The organism is Curtobacterium sp. 9128 (genome assembly GCF_007673775.1).
Lineage (GTDB): Bacteria > Actinomycetota > Actinomycetes > Actinomycetales > Microbacteriaceae > Curtobacterium.
Window position 1 is genome coordinate 348,193 of record NZ_VEAF01000005.1, and the last position, 17,271, is coordinate 365,463.

A 17,271-nucleotide genomic window follows, 5' to 3' on the forward strand; every position below is an offset into this window, starting at 1 on the left:
CACCACCACCAGGTTCCACGACTCGCCGCTCAGGTCCGACGCGGTTCCACGACACGCGCTCGGAGCCCGTCGAGATGCCAGAATTCCGGAACCTCGACGCCGACGGGCCACCGCGCCGACGGGGCACCGCGCCGACGGGCCACCGCGCCGACGGGCCACCGCGCGAGCAGGCACCCGCGCGACGCCGGGCACCCGCGTCAGCCGACGGCGGCCGACCAGGCCCGCTCGAGCCCGGCGCGGTCGAGGAGCGCGGTCGGCCGGACCTCGAGGTCGTCGGCGACGAAGTAGAACACCGCGTCGATCTCGTCGACCGGGCGCCCGGTGAACTCCGCGTAGGCGACACGGTAGAGCGCGAGCTGCAGCTGACGTCGTTCGAGGTCGGTCTTCCCCGTCGGCGCCTTGCCGGTCTTCCAGTCGACGACCTCGATCCGGCCGTCGATCGCGTAGACGGCGTCGAGCTTGCACACGACGCTGTGGCCGAGGAACGGGATGTGGATCTCGCGCTCCACCTCGAGCGGGGTCAGGCCGGCCCACCGGGACCGTGCGAAGGTCTCCTGGAACGCCGCGAGTCGTCGGGCGTCGTCGTCGGTGACGGCGGCGTCTGGTGCGGCCGACTCGTCCGGGTCGAGGTCGAGCTCGTCGTCCCAGGCGTCGAGCGTCTCGAGGGCACCGCCCGCCCGGCCGCGCTGCTCGACCCACTGGTGGAACAGCGTGCCGAGCCGCGTCGCACGGTAGGGACGCTCCGGCATCGGACGACGCAGCCGCTCGGCGACGGCGTCGGGCTCGGTGAGGTAGTCCTTGAAGCCGGACGCCGGCACCCGGTGCGGCACGACCACGCGGTGCTTGGCGGACCGCGCGGCACGACGCTCGGCGAGGAGCAGGTCGATGTCGGCCGCGAACCGACCCGCAGCGCCGGGGTTCGCGTTCCGGACCCGCTCGGCGGCCGCCGCCACCCGGGGTGCACGGTCCCCGAACGGCACGTGCGGCCAGGTCTGCGTGGCTCCCGCGTCCCCGAGGGGGTTCTGCTCGTGCTCGGTGGTCTCCGGGATGCCCGCCCCGTCGACCACCCCGGCGGCGACGAGGTCCGCGAGGTAGCGGCTCGGCTGCATCGGCTTGACGCCACCGGCCCAGAACGACCCGCTCACGAGCAGTTCGTGCCGCGACCGGGTCAGCGCGACGTAGGTCAGCCGGCGTTCCTCGTCCTCGTTGCGGGCCTTGACCTCCTCCTTGAAGGCGTCGATCGCCACGGTGACGTCCTTCTGGGAGTCGTGCCCGCGCCAGGCGAGCGCCGGCAGCTCGTCGGCGTCGCCGCGGAACTCGTACGGCAGCCGGCCGAACCCGAGCCAGCCGGACGACCCCTCCTGCGGCCGGGCAGGCAGGGCGCCCTCGACCATGCGGGGTACGGCCACCGCGTCCCACTCGAGCCCCTTGGACCCGTGGATGGTCAGGATCTGCACGGTGCCGGCCTCGGGCTCCTCGGAGCGGGGCCCCATGTCGTCGCGCCGGGCGGCGGCGTCGATCCAGCCGAGGAACGCACCGAGGTCGGCACGGTCGTCCGTCGCGACGAAGCCGGCGAGTTCGTCGACGAAGGCGTCGAGGTACGCAGTGCTCCCCTGCTCGTGCGCGGCGACCTCGATGTCGAGGTGCATCTCCTGCACGACGAGCGTGACGAAGTCGACGAGGTCACCGCCGGCCCGGGACCGGAGCGCCGCGAGCTGCTGCCCGAGCCGACGCATCCGGGCGCGGCCGGCCTCGGTGATGCCCTCGAGTGCCCCGTGGTCGTCCGGGGCGACCGCGACGAAGTCGAGAGCGTCCACCACCGAGCCGTGCTCCCCGACCGCCACGGACGCACGGAACGCCGCCGTGACGTCGTCGTCGAGCCGGTGGTGGGTGTGGTCGCGCTGGAACAACCACTGCGCCAGCCGGTGCAGTGCCGCGATGTCCCGCGCGCCCACCCGCCAGCGGGCACCGGCGAGCAGCCGGATGAGGTCGTTCCCCGCCGCGGGGTCGTGGAGGACCCGGAGGCACGCGACGAGGTCGACGATCTCCGGTCGCTGGAGCAGTCCACCGGTGCCCAGCACGTGGTACGGCACACCGCGATGCCCGAGCGCGGCGGTGAACGCGGCGAGGTCCTTCCGGGCGCGGAGGAGCAGCGCCATCGACCCGCCGGGGTTCCGGCGTCGGTGGTCCGCGAACCAGGCCGCGACCGCGTCGGCCTCCTCCGGCAGGGTCTCGGTGAACACGGCCCGGACGTCCCCGGCGTCGGCACCCGGTCTCGGGGAGAGCCGTTCGACGTCCACGTCCGAGGCTTCGGACAGCGGTGCGACGACCGCGTTCGCGCCGGCGAGCACGTCGACCGGGTTCCGCCAGCTGGTGGAGAGGGCGAAGGTGCGCGGGACCGCGTCGCCGCCGAAGTCGTGCGGGAACCGGGCGAGGTTCGCGGCGCTGGCACCGCGGAACCCGTAGATCGACTGGTGCGGGTCGCCGACCGCCATCACCGGGTGCCCGCGGAAGAGCCGCGCCAGGAACCGCGTCTGCACGACGGAGGTGTCCTGGTACTCGTCGAGCAGCACCACGCGGAACCGCTGCCGCAGGTCCGTCGCCACGCGGGGTGCTGCCTCGGCGGCGGCGAGCGCCAGGGCGATCTGGTCCGAGAACTCGACGAACCCGCGGTCGACCTTCTGCCGACGGAACTCGGCGACGAGGTCGGCGAGCGGTTCGAGGGCGCCGATCGCGGCGACCGCCGCGGTGACGGCGGCGTAGGGCTTGCCGCGGTTGCCGGGGAGTTCGAGCAGCTCGGAGAACTCGATCGCGAAGCGGCGGAGCTGCTCGGGTTCGACGAGGTGCTCGGACGCGGCTCCGGCGAGCGCGACGACGGCCGCCGTGACGGTGTCGACGTTGCGGTCGAGGCCGGCGAGCCGGTCGTCGCGTGCGCTGACGACGACCCGCCGGGCGAGCTGCCACGCGGACGGCTCGGTGAGGACCTGGGACTCGCCGTCGCGTCCGACGAGCAGGGCGTTCTCGCGGAAGACGCTGTTCGCGAAGGCGTTGTACGTGGAGACCGTCGGGGCCTCGAAGGCGTCGCCGGGGGTGATCAGCCCCGCTGTCTCGAGCGCGGCGATGCGGTCGTTGATGCGCACGGACAGTTCGCCGGCGGCCTTGCGGGTGAACGTGAGCCCGAGGACCTCGTCCGGCCGGACCAGCCCGTTCGCGAGCAGCCACACGACGCGGGAGGCCATGGTCTCGGTCTTGCCGCTGCCGGCGCCGGCGACCACGAGGGCCGGGACGAGCGGGGACTCGATGACGGCGCGCTGCTGGTCGGTGGGGCGCGGCCGATCGAGGGCATCGGCGATCGCGTCGGCGCCGTACCGGACGGGCGCGGTCCCTCCCGGGTCGGTCTGACCGGGCCCGGAAGCCTGTCGGACGTCGAGCGGCTGCGCCTGGTCGATCGTGTCGTCGGTCACCAGGTCACCTCGCCGACGACGTGGATCCGGCACTCGACACCGGTGCGGGCCTTCTCACAGTGGTCGTCGACGTTCGCCACGAACCGTCGGGCGGCCATGCCGCGTGCGACGTCGTGCAGGCGTGCCCGGTACGCGGCCTGCTGCTCGGGGTCGAAGGCGTGCTGGGTCCGTTCGGAGTAGGCGTGCCCGCCCTTCGGGTTCTGCACGAAGACCAGCCGTGCGTCCGTCATCGGGGAGCCCGCGGGGACGCCCTCCACGGCGCCGTCCTCGATCGCGAGCTGGTACGCCCCGAGCTGCGGGTGCTCCGGCATGTCGTTCTTCTCGCTCGGCATGCTCCGGCCGGTCTTCAGGTCGACGACGCTGACCCGGCCGTCCGGGTCGATCTCGATCCGGTCGATGCTGCCGCGGATCCGGGCGGGGCCGGTGACGAGCGTGAACGTGGACTCCGCGCCGAGCAGCTGCCGGCCGGCGGAGGCGAAGGTGCGGAGGTAGTCGCTCAGGCCCTCGATCATCCGCCGGGTGCGGGCGCGCTCCCGGTCGGCGATCCAGGGCGACTCGAACGTCAGCTCACCCCACCTGGCGTCCACCCGCTGCCAGAGCGACTCGACGTCGATCTCCGTCGCGTGCTCCATGGCCTCGTGCACGATCGTGCCGATGCCCATGGCCGGGCTCGGGGCACCACCGCCGAAGGTCTGCACGAACCAGTGCACGGGGCACTCCTCGAAGGTGCCGATGCGGGACGGCGACACCCCGACGGTCGGCGGTGGGGGCTCGCCGCTGACGGGGTCGGGCTGCGGCTCGGCGTCGAGGTCGACGAGCGGGTCGTCCGTGGTGACCTCGGCGGTGCCGTACCAGTCGTCCGGGGCGGCCCCGGCGACGTCCTCGGCGGCGAGGCGGGCGAGTGCGGACGCCGCCTCGTGGTCGCCGGTGGTCACCACGCGGCGACGGAGGGACCCGGCGAGCCCGCGGAGCGAGAGCGGGTGCGCGGACGGTTGCCGGTCGGGCGGCACGGGCACGAGGCGGACGAACGGAGACGGCGCCTCGTCGTCGTTGGCGATCGTGCCGATGACGACCTGGGTCGTCGCGCGGGACACCGCCCGGGCGAACAGGCGGAGTTCGTCCCCGATGACCGCGGCTCGGTCGTCGACCGGGGCGTGGTCGATGCCAGCGGCGGCGCGGACGAGCCCGTCGGGGTCGAGCAGGCTGCCGCGGACCCGGGTGTTCGGCCAGACGCCGTCCTGCAGCCCGAGCACCACGACGACGTCGGTCTCGAGGCCGATCGTCGCGGAGGGCGTCAGGACGCGGACCCGGCCGGCGGTGCGGTCCGGCCCGATGCTGTCCTCGGCCAGGTCGGCGCTGAGGAGGTCGTCGACGAACACCCGGGCGGGGGCATCAGGGGTGCGCTCGACGAACCGCTTGGCGGCGGTGAACAGCCCGACGACCGCGTCGAGGTGCCGGTCCGCCTCCGCCGCGCCGACACCGCCGGCGAGGGACTGGCCACCCCAGATGCCCGCGAGTCCGCTGCGCTCCCACAGCCCCCAGAGGAGCTCCTCGATGCTGGCGTCCGCGAGCGCGTCGGCCCGGGCCTGCACCAGGCTCTTCGCGAGCCGCGTCGCGCGCCGTGCGAAGGCGGCGTCGACGGTGGCCAACCGCTCCGGGGCGCCGAGTGCCTCGACGAGCAGGTCGTCCGCCGTCCTGGACCCGCCGCCGGCGAGCTCCTCGCGCCGCAGGGCGAGCCGGAGCCGACGCATGGCCAGGGTGTCCAGGCCGCCGAGGGGACCGGTGGCGAAGGCGGTCGCGAGCGCGGCGTCGAGGGGCAGCACGCCGAGGGCGACCCCGGCGGCGTCGAGCAGGGCACGCGCGGCGGTGTCGTCACGAGGGCGCGTGGGTGCCGCTCCGGCGGTCGCGGGGACCTCGGCGACGGAGAGCGCCCGCACGAGCTCGGGGATCGCGGCGCCGCTCCGGGTCACGACGACCATCCGGTGCCACGGCACGCCGTCGAGCAGGTGGTGTTCGCGGAGGCGTCGGGCGATCGCGACGACGAGCGCCGACCGGCTCCCCGCTTCGAGGTGCAGCACCGAGTCCGACCGAGCGGCGTCGTCGGCGGCGACCGCGGTGCGCTGTCGCCCGGCCGCTGCGGCACCGATCCGGCCGGTGATGCCGGACACGAGCGCCCGGATCGGTGCGGGGTGGCGATGCACGGTCCCGAGCACGATCTCGTGCACACGCTGGACGCCGAGCCGCGACGCGAGACGCCCGAGGACGTCCGGCTCCGCGCCGCGGAACGCCGAGGCCGCGATGTCCGGGTCTCCGAACGCGACGACCTGCACGCCGGACCGTGCGAGGGCACCGAGGAGCGCGATCTCCCCCTCGACGAGCTCCTGGGTGTCGTCCACGACGACCAGGCGGAGCGCGGCCACCGCGGGCGGGAGCTCCCCGCGGAGCACGGCGGCGGTGGCGAACGCCACGAGCTCGGCCGCGTCGAGACTGGTCGCCCGGAACGCCGAGACGGCTGCGCGGTACTCGTCCACGAGGTCCCCCACAGCACGCCACTCCGGTCGGCCGTGGTCGTCCCCGAGCTCCCGCATGTCGTCCGGCTCCACGCCGGCGGCGACGGCGCGCATCATGACGTCGCGGAGGGCCGTGCGGAACCCGGCCCGCTCGCGCACCACCGCGGTGATGGGCTCCGGCCAGTCCGGCCCGGTGCCGTCGAGTTCGTGCCCGGCGAGCAGGTCGCCGAGGATGCGGTCCTGCTCGCCGCCGGTCAACAGCGTCGGAGCGGGCTGCCCCTGCGCTGCTGCCGCGTGGGCGACGACCTGGAACGCCAGCGAGTTGACCGTCCGGGCGAGTGCCCCGGGCATGACGCGCTCGACCGTGACGGCCAGGCGGTCGCGGAGCGCGGTCGCGGCGGTGCGGGACGACGTCAGCGCCAGCACCGACGCGTGACCGTCGTCGCTGATCGCGTCCGGACGCTGCAACCGTGCCGCGACCAGGCGGGCGAGCGTCGAGGTCTTGCCGGTGCCCGGCGCACCGATCACCGCGGCGTGCGCACCGTCCGGCAGCGCCAGGACCGCGGCCTGGGCCGGGTCCGCCGCCAGCGCGCGAGCGACCTGCTCGGGGGCGGCGGCTGGCGTCAGCGTGGTCTGCGGCACGCTCGTACGGTACCGAGCGCAGCCGACATCCCCGCCCCGCACACGCCCGTCCGTGCGCCCGCGGCGAACGCACCGGACCGGTGCGGACCCCTCGGATATGGTGTGCACGTGGACATCAAGATCGGCATCATCAACAGCCCGCGCGAGATCGCCTTCGAGACCAAGCAGACCGCCGAGGAGATCGAACAGGCCGTGGCGGACGCCCTGTCCTCCGGCTCGACGCACCTGACGCTGCAGGACGACAAGGGCCGCAAGTTCATCGTCCCGGCCGTCGCCCTGGCGTACGTCGAGTTCGGCGCCGAGGAAGCGCGCCGCATCGGCTTCGTCGCCTGAGCCGACCCGTGGAGCTGCTCTTCGCGGTCCTCGGCGGCCTCCTCTGCGGTGCGGTCGCGCACGTCGTGCTGCCCTGGCGGACGACGCGCGGACAGCTGCTCGGCCCAGCCGTCGGCGGCATCACGGCCGCGGTCCTCTGGGAGGCGCTCACCTGGGCGGGGTGGCAGTACGACGCGACCTGGATCTGGGTCGTCGCACTCCTCGGCGCCGGCGTCGTGGCCCTCGTCACCGAGTGGTTCCTCGGCCGTCGGCGCACGCAGGCCGACACCGCCTACTACGAGCGGGTCAAGGCCAACCGCGCCTGACGGAGTGACCAGCGGACGGGAGGCTCGTGGCGGCGCCGCCACGAGCCTCCCGTCCGTCCTGGCGTCGCGGCAGACCGCGCGGGGCGACAGCGCAGGTCAGGCCGTCAGTGCGTCAGGCCGTCAGGCCGAGCGCGTCCATCCGGCGCGTGTGCGCTGCGATGAGCTCGGTCCACACCGGCTCCAGGCGGGACTGGTCCTCGCGCGCGTGGGACGCCAGCGCGGACCGCGCGACCAGGAGCGTGTCGCCGACGAGGCGACGGCCCCACATCGCCAGGCGCGACGACACCTGCGGCTCCTCGTCGATCCGGGCGCTGAGCTCCTCGACGACGGCCGCTTCCTCGCGCGCGTCGAAGACCGATCCGAGCCGCTGCTGGACGTCGTTCGGCAGCGAGCGCAGCAGGTTCGCGAACAGGTCGTTGAGGATCCCGGCGGTGACGTAGCCGGTGAGCATGGACTCGTACCAGTCGGCGCCGTTCGTGCGCTCGAGGAAGACGTCGATCGCGGCACGGTGCGGTGCCATGAGCTCGGCGGGGTCCTCGCCGAGCCGCTCGATCTCGGCCACGATCGACCGGTGTCGCTCGAGCGCGGTCGTCGCGAGCACGCCCGTCACCAGGCGGCCGGAGAGCGTCGGTGCCCCCGCCCCGGCTCGACCCATCGTCTCGTACAGCGACAGCTGGAGGTAGGCGGCCTGCCCCAGGTACACGGGGAGTTCGGGGCTGACGTCGTCGAGCTGCAGCCGCTCCACCTGGGAGGCGTTCTTCGGGTTCCGGGACGCAAGCCACTGCGCTGCGAGCTGCGCCGCGCGCTTCCGGTTCCACCACGACACCACGCGACCAGCATAGGGGCCGCGACGGCACGCTCCTCGCACCCCGGTAGACTGGTCGGGACTCCCCGATAGGACAGGGTGACCTTCTTGACTTTCTCAGACCTCAACATCGACCAGGACATCGTCGATGCACTGGCCGGCAAGGGCATCATCGAGCCCTTCCCGATCCAGGAACAGACCATCCCGCTCGGCCTCACCGGCCAGGACATCATCGGCCAGGCGAAGACCGGTACCGGCAAGACCCTCGGCTTCGGCCTCCCGCTCATCCAGCGACTCGGCGCGGACCCCGCTCCCGGCGTCAAGGCCCTCGTGGTCGTCCCGACGCGTGAACTCGCGGTGCAGGTGACCGAGGACCTCGAACTCGCGTCGTCGAACCGTCCGACCACCATCGTCTCGATCTACGGCGGCAAGGCGTACGAGGGCCAGATCGAGCAGCTCAAGGCGGGCGCGCAGATCGTCGTCGGCACCCCCGGGCGCCTCATCGACCTGCAGCGCCAGCGCATGCTCGACCTCTCACACGTGCAGGAGGTCGTGCTCGACGAGGCCGACCGCATGCTCGACCTCGGGTTCCTCTCGGACATCGAGCGGATCTTCCAGGCCGTGCCGGCCGTGCGCCACACGATGCTCTTCTCGGCCACGATGCCGGCGCCGATCGTCGCCCTGGCCCGTCGGTTCATGACGCGTCCGGTGCACATCCGCGCGACGGACCCGGACGAGGGCCTCATGCAGGCCAACATCAAGCACGTCATCTACCGGGCGCACTCGCTCGACAAGGACGAGGTCATCGCCCGCATCCTGCAGGCGAACGGTCGCGGCAAGACCGTCATCTTCACGCGCACCAAGCGCGCCGCGGCGAAGCTCGTCGAGGAGCTGAAGGACCGCGGCTTCAACGCCGCCGCCGTGCACGGCGACCTCAACCAGGAGCAGCGCGAGCGCGCGATGGCAGCCTTCAAGACCGGCAAGCGCGACGTGCTCATCGCGACCGACGTCGCGGCCCGTGGCATCGACGTCGACGACGTCACGCACGTGATCAACCACACCATCCCGGACGACCCGGACACGTACCTGCACCGCGCCGGCCGCACCGGCCGTGCCGGCAAGACCGGCATCGCGGTCACGTTCGTGGACTGGGACGACCTGCACAAGTGGACGCTCATCGACAAGGCCCTCGAGTTCGGCATCCCCGAGCCCGTGGAGACCTACTCGTCGTCGCCGCACCTGTTCGAGGAACTCGACATCCCGCAGGGCACGAAGGGCCGCCTGCCCGGCTCGTCGTCGCACGCCGCCACGGCCGGCGCGCAGGAGCGCACCGGATCCCGCCCGCCGCGGCGTTCGGGAGACGCCGGCGACGCGAACGAGTCGCGTCCGCGTCGCCGCACCCGCTCTGGAGGCTCGGACCGCCCGGCAGCATCGGCTTCGGACTCCGCTCCGGTGGCGTCCGAGTCGGCCGTCGCCGGGTCGGACGCGCCCGAGGGCGACGGTTCCGCGCCGAAGCGGCGTCGGCGTCGCCGTCGTCGCGGTGCCGGCACGGGGGGCGAGGCGACCGCCTCGGCTCCGCAGCCGGCGTCGGACGGCGAGTAGCGCCTCCCGGCAGTCCACACGAAGGCCCCGTCGCTGACGCGACGGGGCCTTCGTCGTCCTGCGTCGCCGGTCGGCCGGGGCGACGGAGCCGTCGTCGTCGCTGCGTCGCCGGTCGGTCGGGACCGCTACGACTCAGGCCAGGCGAGAGCCGGGGCCGACCACGGGGGTCGAGCCGGTCGCCTGCGTGACGATCGCGTCGAACGCGCGGCGGGACGTGCGGTGCTCGCCGAGTCGGTTCGGCTTGCCGGTGCCGTGGTAGTCGCTCGAGCCGGTGACGAACAGGCCGTAGCGGTCCGCCCACTCGAGGAGCGTGCGCTTGCCGTGGGCGAGATTCTCGCGGTGGTCGACCTCGAGGCCGCCGAGCCCGGCGTCGACGAGCTCGCGGAGACCGGGCTCGTCGATGACGATGCCGCGCGAGGTGGCTGCCGGGTGTGCGATCACGGGGACGCCGCCGGCGGCGCGGATGAGTTCGACGCCGCGGAGGGGCGTCGGTGCCTCGTGCGGTTCGTAGTAGCCGGACGCGGGGTGGAGGATCCCGCGGAACGCCGCGCTGCGGTCGGACTCGAGGCCGCGTGCGACGAGCGCGTCAGCGATGTGCGGCCGTCCGATCGTGGCCCCGGGGCTCGCCTGGGCGATGACGTCGTCCCACGTGAGCGGGTGGTCGGCGCCGATGCGCTCGACCATGCGGCGCGCCCGGGAGAACCGTCCTTCGCGGATGCGGTCGGTCTCGGCCGTCAGGCCGGCGTCCGCCGGGTCGACGAGGTAGCCGAGGACGTGCACGCTCCGGTACCCGACGCGCGTGCTGAGTTCGAGTCCGGGGACGAGCGTCAGCGGGAGCTCCCGTGCAGCCGCCGAGGCCTCGTCCCACCCGGCGGTGGTGTCGTGGTCCGTCAGCGCGACGGCGTCGAGCCCGGAGGCCGCGGCTGCGCGGACGAGGGCAGCTGGCGGCTCGGTGCCGTCGGAGACACTGGAGTGCGCGTGCAGGTCGATGAACGGGTCGGGCACGCGCCCAATCGTATCCACAGGTGAGCAGGTGCACAGACCCGGGGCGCCGGGCGGTGCGATGATGGGGTGCATGGCCGACACCACTCCCCGCGCGACGAGCAACCGCTCCACCACTCCCGGCTCCTCGACCTTCAAGGACTTCATCGGTTCCCAGTGGGCCGAGCGCGACCGGCCGCTGCCGTCCGCGCGTGAGCAGGCGACGTTCGCCGCAGCGCGCCGAGACCGCATCTCCGCGCTGCACCCCGGGCGCACGATCGTGGTGCCCGCCGGCACCGCGAAGGTCCGCTCGAACGACTGCGACTACCCGTTCCGACCGCACTCCGCGTTCGCGCACCTGACCGGCTGGGGCACCGACACGGTCGTCGGCTCCGTGCTCGTGATGACGCCGTCCGACGACGGCCACGACGCCACCCTCTACTTCCGGGCGACCGCCGGCCGTGACTCCGAGGAGTTCTACGCGAACCCCGAGATCGGCGAGTTCTGGGTGGGTCCGCGGCCCTCCCTCGCCGAGGTCGCCGCCGACCTCGGTGTCGCCACCGCCGACCTCGGCGCGCTCGACACCGTGCTCGGTGCCCTCGACGACCAGGTGTTGGTCGTGCGCGACGCCGACGTGGACCTCACCCGGGCGCTCGACGACCGCCTCGGCTCCCCCGTCGGTGGCGTCGCCGCGACGGACGACACCCCCGCCTCCGACGACGTCCTGGCACGCGACCTCTCCGAGCTCCGCCTCGTGAAGGACCCGTTCGAGGTCAACGAGCTCCGCAAGGCCGTCGACGCGACCAAGCACGGCTTCGACGACGTCATCGCCGACTTCGACGCCGTGCTCGCGCACCCCCGCGGCGAGCGCATCGTCGAGGGCACGTTCAACCGTCGCGCCCGTGCCGACGGCAACACGGTGGGATACGACACCATCGCCGCTTCGGGACACCACGCGTGCATCCTGCACTGGACCCGCAACGACGGAGCCGTCCAGCCGGGCGACCTCATCCTCATCGACGCCGGAGTCGAGGTCGACTCCTTCTACACGGCCGACATCACCCGCACGCTGCCGGTCAGCGGCACCTTCACCGACGTGCAGCGCATGGTCTACGACGCCGTGCTCGAGGCCGCCGACGCCGCCTTCGCGATCGTCAAGCCGGGCATCACCTTCCGCCAGGTGCACGCCACGGCGATGGAGGTCATCGCGCGCAAGACCGCCGAGTGGGGCTTCCTCCCCGTCTCCGCCGAGGAGTCGCTGCAGCCCGACAACCAGTTCCACCGTCGGTACATGGTGCACGGCACGAGCCACCACCTCGGCCTCGACGTGCACGACTGCGCAAAGGCCCGTCGCGAGATGTACATCGACGGGATCGTCGAGCCCGGGATGGTGTTCACGATCGAGCCCGGTCTCTACTTCCAGCAGGACGACCTCACCGTACCCGAGGAGTTCCGCGGCATCGGTGTACGGATCGAGGACGACGTCCTCGTGACCGCCGACGGCGCCGAGAACCTGTCGGTCGGCATCCCCAGGACCCCCTCGGAAGTGGAGGGGTGGATCGCCCGGACCGGGCGCTAGCCTGATCGGGTGACGACACCCGGAGCCTCCGCGCAGAACCTCGCGATCGACGTCGAGCACTTCGACTCCCCCGATGCCATGCGGCTCCGGGCCGCCCAGCGGATCGAGATCGACAGCACCTACGGCGGCGACACCGAGCCGGGCGAGAAGCCGACGGCGGAGTCGATCGCGGTGTTCTTCGTCGCGCGCGACCAGGACGGCACGCCCCTCGGCTGCGGTGGGCTGCGGCTCGTCGAGGACGGCATCACCGAGATCAAGCGGATGTACGTCCGGCGTGAGTCCCGCGGGGCCGGGGTCGCGACGGAGATCCTGCGACGGCTGGAAGAGGCAGCGCTCGACCTCGGTTCGCCGGCGCTCGTGCTCGAGACGGGGCCGGCGCAGACGCGGGCGATCCGGTTCTACGAGCGTGAGGGCTTCACCCGCATCGCGAACTTCGGTCCGTACGTCGGGGCACCCCTGTCCGTCTGCTACTCGAAGGTGCTCTAGGCCCGTCCCGCGCTGTCTTCGCCTGTCACGTGGCCGAGGTCGCCCCACGCGGTCGGGGTTCCAGAATTGCGGAACCCCGAGGCGCCCGGACGGCGAGTCGTGGAACCCCGACGGACCTGAGCGGCGAGTCGTGGAACCTCGGCGGGCGCGGGCTCGGACGCGGGCTCGGGCGCGGCCCCTCGCGGACACGACTGGTCACGACACCCCGCCGACGTGCGCCGAGTGGTCGCGATCGGTCGTTCGCCCGCGCCACGACCGACGTTCTTCGACCGCCCGGCAGCAGTGAGCGGGGAGTCTCGACCAGTCGGCGCGAGACGGAGGCCCGAGGGGGAAGCACGAGCGGGAAGCACGAGCGAGACGCGCGAGGGAGGCGCGAGACCCGCGGGACGACGAGTCGCTCCCGCAGCCCCGCCGTCAGTCAGCGATCAGCGCTGCTCGTCGTCGCCGCGGGACTCGGGAGCCTCGCCCGCGGGACGCTCCGCCGCCGGCTGCTCGCCCGGAGCCTGACCAGCGTTCGACACCGGCGGGGTCGCTCCCGGAACGCGCTCCCCGTAGCGCGGGGGCTCCTCCGGACGAAACGCCGGTGCGGACGAGGACGACGACGCGGACGAGGACCCCGCAGGCTGCTGCGTCCCGGTCTCACCCCAGCGCGGACCCTCGTTCGTGCCGTACCGCGGCTTGGCCCCCGGGACCGAACCCGACGTGCCGGGCTGACCCGAGCCTCCCGGCGCACCGTGCGGGGTGGACTGCCCGCCGTACGGCGAGCCCTGGGCCGGACCCGGACGCCACGGCTCCTGGTGCGGCGGGCGCGGCGGCTGGCCCTGGCCCTGCCCCTGCCCCTGGAACGGCGCCCCCTGCTGCTGGCCCGGGTTCCACGCCGCGTGCGGCGTGGCCCCGAACTGCCCGAGGATGCGCTGCGCCTGCCCGACGAGCTGCGGGTCGACGATGATCTGGTAGTTCGTGGCGAGGACCTGGTGCACGCTCGTGAAGTCGCGCTGCCGCTTCGTGATCGCGAACGACACGACGCCGTACAGCACACCGAACGCGGCGCCGATGAGCACGGCCGCGAAGATCAGACCGCTGGCGGTCGGCGAGAACAGCGTCAGGACGATGCCGAAGAAGAACCCGAGCCAGAGCCCGGACAGCGCACCGGCGAGCGCAGCACGTCCGTAGGTCATCTTGCCGGTGACCCGCTCGACGGTCTTGAGGTCGTTGCCGACGATGGAGAGCTTGTTGACGGGGAAGTCGGACTCCGCGAGCTTGGCCACCATCCGCTGCGCGTCCGGGTAGCTGTCGAAGGTGCCGAGGACATCGCCACGGGGCAGCGTGGGGAAGACCTGCGCGGTGCGACCGAAGGGGCTCTGAGTGCTCACACAGTCATCATCCACCGTTCCCCTTGCAATCACACGAGAGCGGCCAGGGAAGCGCCCGGGTGACCGGCTACGCTGGCCGGGTGAGCGCCACGAAGGTATTCGTCGCCCGCCTGGCCGGGTGCTCCGTCTTCGACCCCGCAGGCGACCGCGTCGGCAAGGTCCGGGACGTCCTGGTCGTCTACCGCCGAGTCGACCCTCCGCACGTCGTCGGGTTGATCGTCGAGGTCCCCGGCAAGCGCCGCATCTTCGTGTCGGTCGGTCGGATCACGTCGATCGGTGCCGGGCAGGTCATCACGACCGGCCTGGTGAACATGCGCCGCTTCGAGCAGCGCGGCGGCGAGGTCCGGGTCATCGCGGAGATGCTCGGCCGCAAGGTCCTCATCACGAAGGAGCGCATCCGAGCGACCATCGAGGACATCGCGATCGAGGACCGCGGCCAGGGCGACTGGGAGGTGTCGCAGCTCTTCCTCCGGAAGCCGAAGACCACCCCGTCCCCGTTCGGCAAGGGTCCGACGACGTTCGCGACCTGGAACGAGGTCACCGAGGACGAGCTCCCCGGGGAGTCGCAGTCCGCCGAGCACGTCATCGCCGCGTACTCCGACCTGGTGCCGGCCGACCTGGCATCGACGCTCCTCGACCTGCCCGTCGAACGTCGGCTCGAGGTCGCCGAGGAGCTCCCCGACGACCGGCTCGCCGACGTCCTCGAGGAGATGCCCGACACCGAGCGCGTCGAGATCCTCTCCTCGCTCGAGGACGCCCGCGCCGCCGACGTCCTCGACCAGATGCAGCCCGACGACGCCGCCGACCTCCTCGCCGAGCTCTCCGACGAGCGGAGCGAAGCCCTCCTGCAGCTCATGGAGCCGGAGGAGGCGCAGGACGTCCGCATGCTCCTGGAGTACGAGCCGGACACCGCCGGTGGTCTCATGACGACGGAGCCGGTGATCGTCTCCGCCGACGCCACCGTCGCGGAGGGGCTCGCGCTCATCCGCCGCCACGAGCTCGCACCGGCGCTCGGCGCGAGCGTCTGCGTCACGCTGCCGCCGTACGAACCGCCGACGGGGCGCTTCCTCGGGCTCGTGCACTTCCAGCGGATGCTGCGCTACCCGCCGAACGAGCGCCTCGGCACGCTCATCGACCAGCAGACCGAGCCCGTGCGGGTCGACGCCAGCGCGGCGGAGGTCACGCGGATCATGGCGACCTACAACCTCGTGTCCGTCCCCGTGGTCGACGACGCCCACCGCCTGGTCGGGGTGGTGACGATCGACGACGTGCTCGACCACGTCCTGCCCGACGACTGGCGGAGTCAGAGCGACACCGAGGCCGTGGGCGCGGCCAGACCGCGCGCACGCAGCCGCAGGGCTCCGGTGACACCGGGCCGCACCGCACCGGGAAGGAGGAACGCACGTGGCACGAACGGATGAGAACCGGCGGGAGCGCCAGGACGAGCGCCTCGACTCCCCGAAGGGCATGCGCACCCGCGTGCTCCCCACCCGACGCCGGAACGGCCGTGGTGACGCCTTCGGCCGCGCGACCGAGGGCATCGCCCGGGCGATGGGCACGCCCTGGTTCCTCGTCGGCCTGACGCTCTTCTGCGCCGTCTGGATGGGCTGGAACACGCTCCTGCCGAAGGCGCTCCAGTTCGACTCCGCCGCGATCGGCTTCACGGCGCTGACCCTGGTGCTCTCGCTCCAGGCCTCGTACGCGGCGCCGCTCATCCTGCTCGCGCAGAACCGGCAGGACGACCGCGACCGGGTGCAGTTCGAGCAGGACCGGCAGCGCGCGGAGCGGACCCTCGCCGACACGGAGTACCTGGCCCGCGAGGTCGTGGCACTCCGCCTGGCGATGCGGGACATGGCGTCGAAGGACTTCATCCGCGCCGAACTCCGCTCGCTGCTCGAGGAACTCGACCGCCGCGACGCAATCGACGACGGCGAACCGGAGCGGCAGGCGGAAGCGCGTGGCTGACGCCACGCTCCCCACGGACGACCAGCAGCTCGGCGCCGCCGTCCTCGCTGCGCTCGGTCGCGTCGTGGACCCCGAGATCCGCCGCCCCGTCACGGAGCTCGACATGATCCGTGGTGTCGACGTGCAGCCGGGAGGCTCGGTGCGCGTCGACCTGCAGCTCACGATCGTCGGGTGTCCGGCCGCCGACACCATCGAGCGCGACGTCCGGTCTGCCGCCGGCTCCGTCGCCGGGGTGCACAGCGTCGCCGTCGACGTGTCCGTGATGGACCCGGCCGTCCGGAAGGCCCTCACCGAGCGACTCCGCGAGGGACGCCCCCAGGGCGTGCAGTTCACCGCGGACTCCCTGACCCGCGTCGTCGCCGTCACGAGCGGCAAGGGCGGCGTCGGGAAGTCCACCGTGACGGTGAACCTGGCCGTCGCACTCGCCCGCCGCGGCCTCCGGGTCGGTGTCGTCGACGTCGACGTGCACGGGTTCAGCGTGCCGGGGCTGATGGGCCTCACGGACGAGCACGGCGTGGCGCCGCGGCCGACCCGGGTGGACAGCATGATCCTGCCGCCGGTCGCCCACGACGTGAAGGTGATCTCGATCGGCATGTTCGTCGACGATGCGTCGACCGCGGTCTCCTGGCGCGGGCCGATGCTGCACCGGACCGTGAACCAGTTCCTGTCCGACGTGTGGTTCGGCGACCTCGACGTGCTCCTGCTCGACATGCCGCCGGGCACCGGGGACGTGGCGATCTCCGTCGGCCAGCTGCTCCCCCACGCCGAGGTGCTCGTCGTGACCACGCCGCAGGCCGCCGCGGCCGACGTCGCCGAGCGCAGCGGGGTCGTCGCACGGCAGACCGGGCAGCGGGTCGTCGGCGTCGTCGAGAACATGGCGGGACTCGTCCAGCCCGACGGCTCCGTGCTGCACCTGTTCGGCGAGGGCGGTGGCGCCGAGACCGCCGCTCGGCTCTCCCGGGGACAGGACTCCCCCGTCCCGGTGCTCGGCAGCGTGCCACTCTCGGTCCCGCTCCGCCAGGGCGGGGACGACGGCCTGCCCGTGGTGCTCGGCGACCCGACGGACCCGGCGGCCGTCGCCCTGACCGCCGTCGCCGACCGACTGGCGATGATGGGCCGGGGTCTCGCCGGCCGGAAGCTCGGGCTCTCCCTCTCCTGAGGCCGTCCGGCGCTGCCGTCCACAGTCGCCGTCCATGGCCGCCGTCCGCAACGGTCCACGCGGCGCG

The 17,271-nt window shown here is 73.1% G+C and carries 13 protein-coding genes; 8 read left to right on the forward strand and 5 right to left on the reverse strand.

Annotated features, from left to right (window positions below; all coding sequences use genetic code 11):
• Nucleotides 1-197: 197 nt before the first annotated feature.
• The gene (locus FS641_RS13065; RefSeq protein ID WP_260855818.1) at nucleotides 198-3,464 is read right to left on the reverse strand and encodes an ATP-dependent DNA helicase; all 3,267 of its coding nucleotides are present in this window, start codon (nucleotides 3,462-3,464) and stop codon (nucleotides 198-200) included.
• Nucleotides 3,461-6,616, reverse strand: a complete 3,156-nt coding sequence (locus FS641_RS13070; protein WP_186317749.1) for a UrvD/REP family ATP-dependent DNA helicase — start codon at nucleotides 6,614-6,616, stop codon at nucleotides 3,461-3,463. Before FS641_RS13070 ends, FS641_RS13065 begins: the two co-directional genes overlap by 4 nt.
• Nucleotides 6,617-6,724: 108 nt before the next feature.
• On the opposite strand from FS641_RS13070, the gene FS641_RS13075 reads away from it, so the two are divergent.
• The gene (locus FS641_RS13075) at nucleotides 6,725-6,949 is read left to right on the forward strand and encodes a DUF3107 domain-containing protein (protein WP_144764451.1); all 225 of its coding nucleotides are present in this window, start codon (nucleotides 6,725-6,727) and stop codon (nucleotides 6,947-6,949) included.
• An 8-nt stretch (nucleotides 6,950-6,957) separates the two neighbouring features.
• The gene (locus FS641_RS13080) at nucleotides 6,958-7,254 is read left to right on the forward strand and encodes a hypothetical protein (protein ID WP_144764453.1); all 297 of its coding nucleotides are present in this window, start codon (nucleotides 6,958-6,960) and stop codon (nucleotides 7,252-7,254) included.
• Nucleotides 7,255-7,366: 112 nt separating this feature from the next.
• Here the strand turns inward: FS641_RS13080 and FS641_RS13085 are convergent, their stop codons facing one another.
• Nucleotides 7,367-8,083, reverse strand: a complete 717-nt coding sequence (locus FS641_RS13085) for a ferritin-like domain-containing protein (protein WP_260855819.1) — start codon at nucleotides 8,081-8,083, stop codon at nucleotides 7,367-7,369.
• A gap of 84 nt (nucleotides 8,084-8,167) precedes the next feature.
• Here FS641_RS13085 and FS641_RS13090 point away from each other — a divergent pair, with 84 nt between their 5' ends.
• Nucleotides 8,168-9,661 (forward strand): DEAD/DEAH box helicase, encoded by a 1,494-nt coding sequence (locus FS641_RS13090; protein ID WP_144764455.1) that lies wholly within the window; start codon nucleotides 8,168-8,170, stop codon nucleotides 9,659-9,661.
• A 132-nt stretch (nucleotides 9,662-9,793) separates the two neighbouring features.
• Here the strand turns inward: FS641_RS13090 and FS641_RS13095 are convergent, their stop codons facing one another.
• Nucleotides 9,794-10,666: a PHP domain-containing protein gene (locus FS641_RS13095; protein ID WP_260855820.1), complete on the reverse strand. Its 873-nt coding sequence runs from the start codon at nucleotides 10,664-10,666 to the stop codon at nucleotides 9,794-9,796.
• A 70-nt stretch (nucleotides 10,667-10,736) separates the two neighbouring features.
• Between FS641_RS13095 and FS641_RS13100 the strand changes: the two genes are divergently transcribed.
• Both FS641_RS13100 and FS641_RS13105 read left to right on the forward strand, forming a co-directional pair.
• On the forward strand, nucleotides 10,737-12,221 hold the full coding sequence (locus tag FS641_RS13100; protein ID WP_144764459.1) for an aminopeptidase P family protein: 1,485 nt from the start codon (nucleotides 10,737-10,739) through the stop codon (nucleotides 12,219-12,221).
• Between the two features lie 9 nt (nucleotides 12,222-12,230).
• On the forward strand, nucleotides 12,231-12,707 hold the full coding sequence (locus tag FS641_RS13105) for a GNAT family N-acetyltransferase (RefSeq protein ID WP_313957802.1): 477 nt from the start codon (nucleotides 12,231-12,233) through the stop codon (nucleotides 12,705-12,707).
• 425 nt (nucleotides 12,708-13,132) lie between these two features.
• Here FS641_RS13105 and FS641_RS13110 read toward each other — a convergent pair whose 3' ends face one another.
• Nucleotides 13,133-14,080, reverse strand: coding sequence for a general stress protein (locus FS641_RS13110; RefSeq protein WP_144764461.1), 948 nt, complete (start codon nucleotides 14,078-14,080; stop codon nucleotides 13,133-13,135).
• 80 nt (nucleotides 14,081-14,160) lie between these two features.
• On the opposite strand from FS641_RS13110, the gene FS641_RS13115 reads away from it, so the two are divergent.
• Genes FS641_RS13115 through FS641_RS13125 form a run of 3 tightly spaced genes read left to right on the forward strand, consistent with a single transcriptional unit; the run spans nucleotide 14,161 to nucleotide 17,204 of the window.
• A complete protein-coding gene (locus FS641_RS13115) occupies nucleotides 14,161-15,501 on the forward strand; it encodes a magnesium transporter MgtE N-terminal domain-containing protein (protein WP_144764463.1) in 1,341 nt (446 codons plus the stop codon).
• 46 nt (nucleotides 15,502-15,547) lie between these two features.
• Nucleotides 15,548-16,045: a DUF1003 domain-containing protein gene (locus FS641_RS13120; protein WP_144764641.1), complete on the forward strand. Its 498-nt coding sequence runs from the start codon at nucleotides 15,548-15,550 to the stop codon at nucleotides 16,043-16,045.
• Nucleotides 16,038-17,204, forward strand: a complete 1,167-nt coding sequence (locus tag FS641_RS13125; protein WP_144764465.1) for an Mrp/NBP35 family ATP-binding protein — start codon at nucleotides 16,038-16,040, stop codon at nucleotides 17,202-17,204. Before FS641_RS13120 ends, FS641_RS13125 begins: the two co-directional genes overlap by 8 nt.
• The last annotated feature ends 67 nt before the right edge of the window (nucleotides 17,205-17,271 follow it).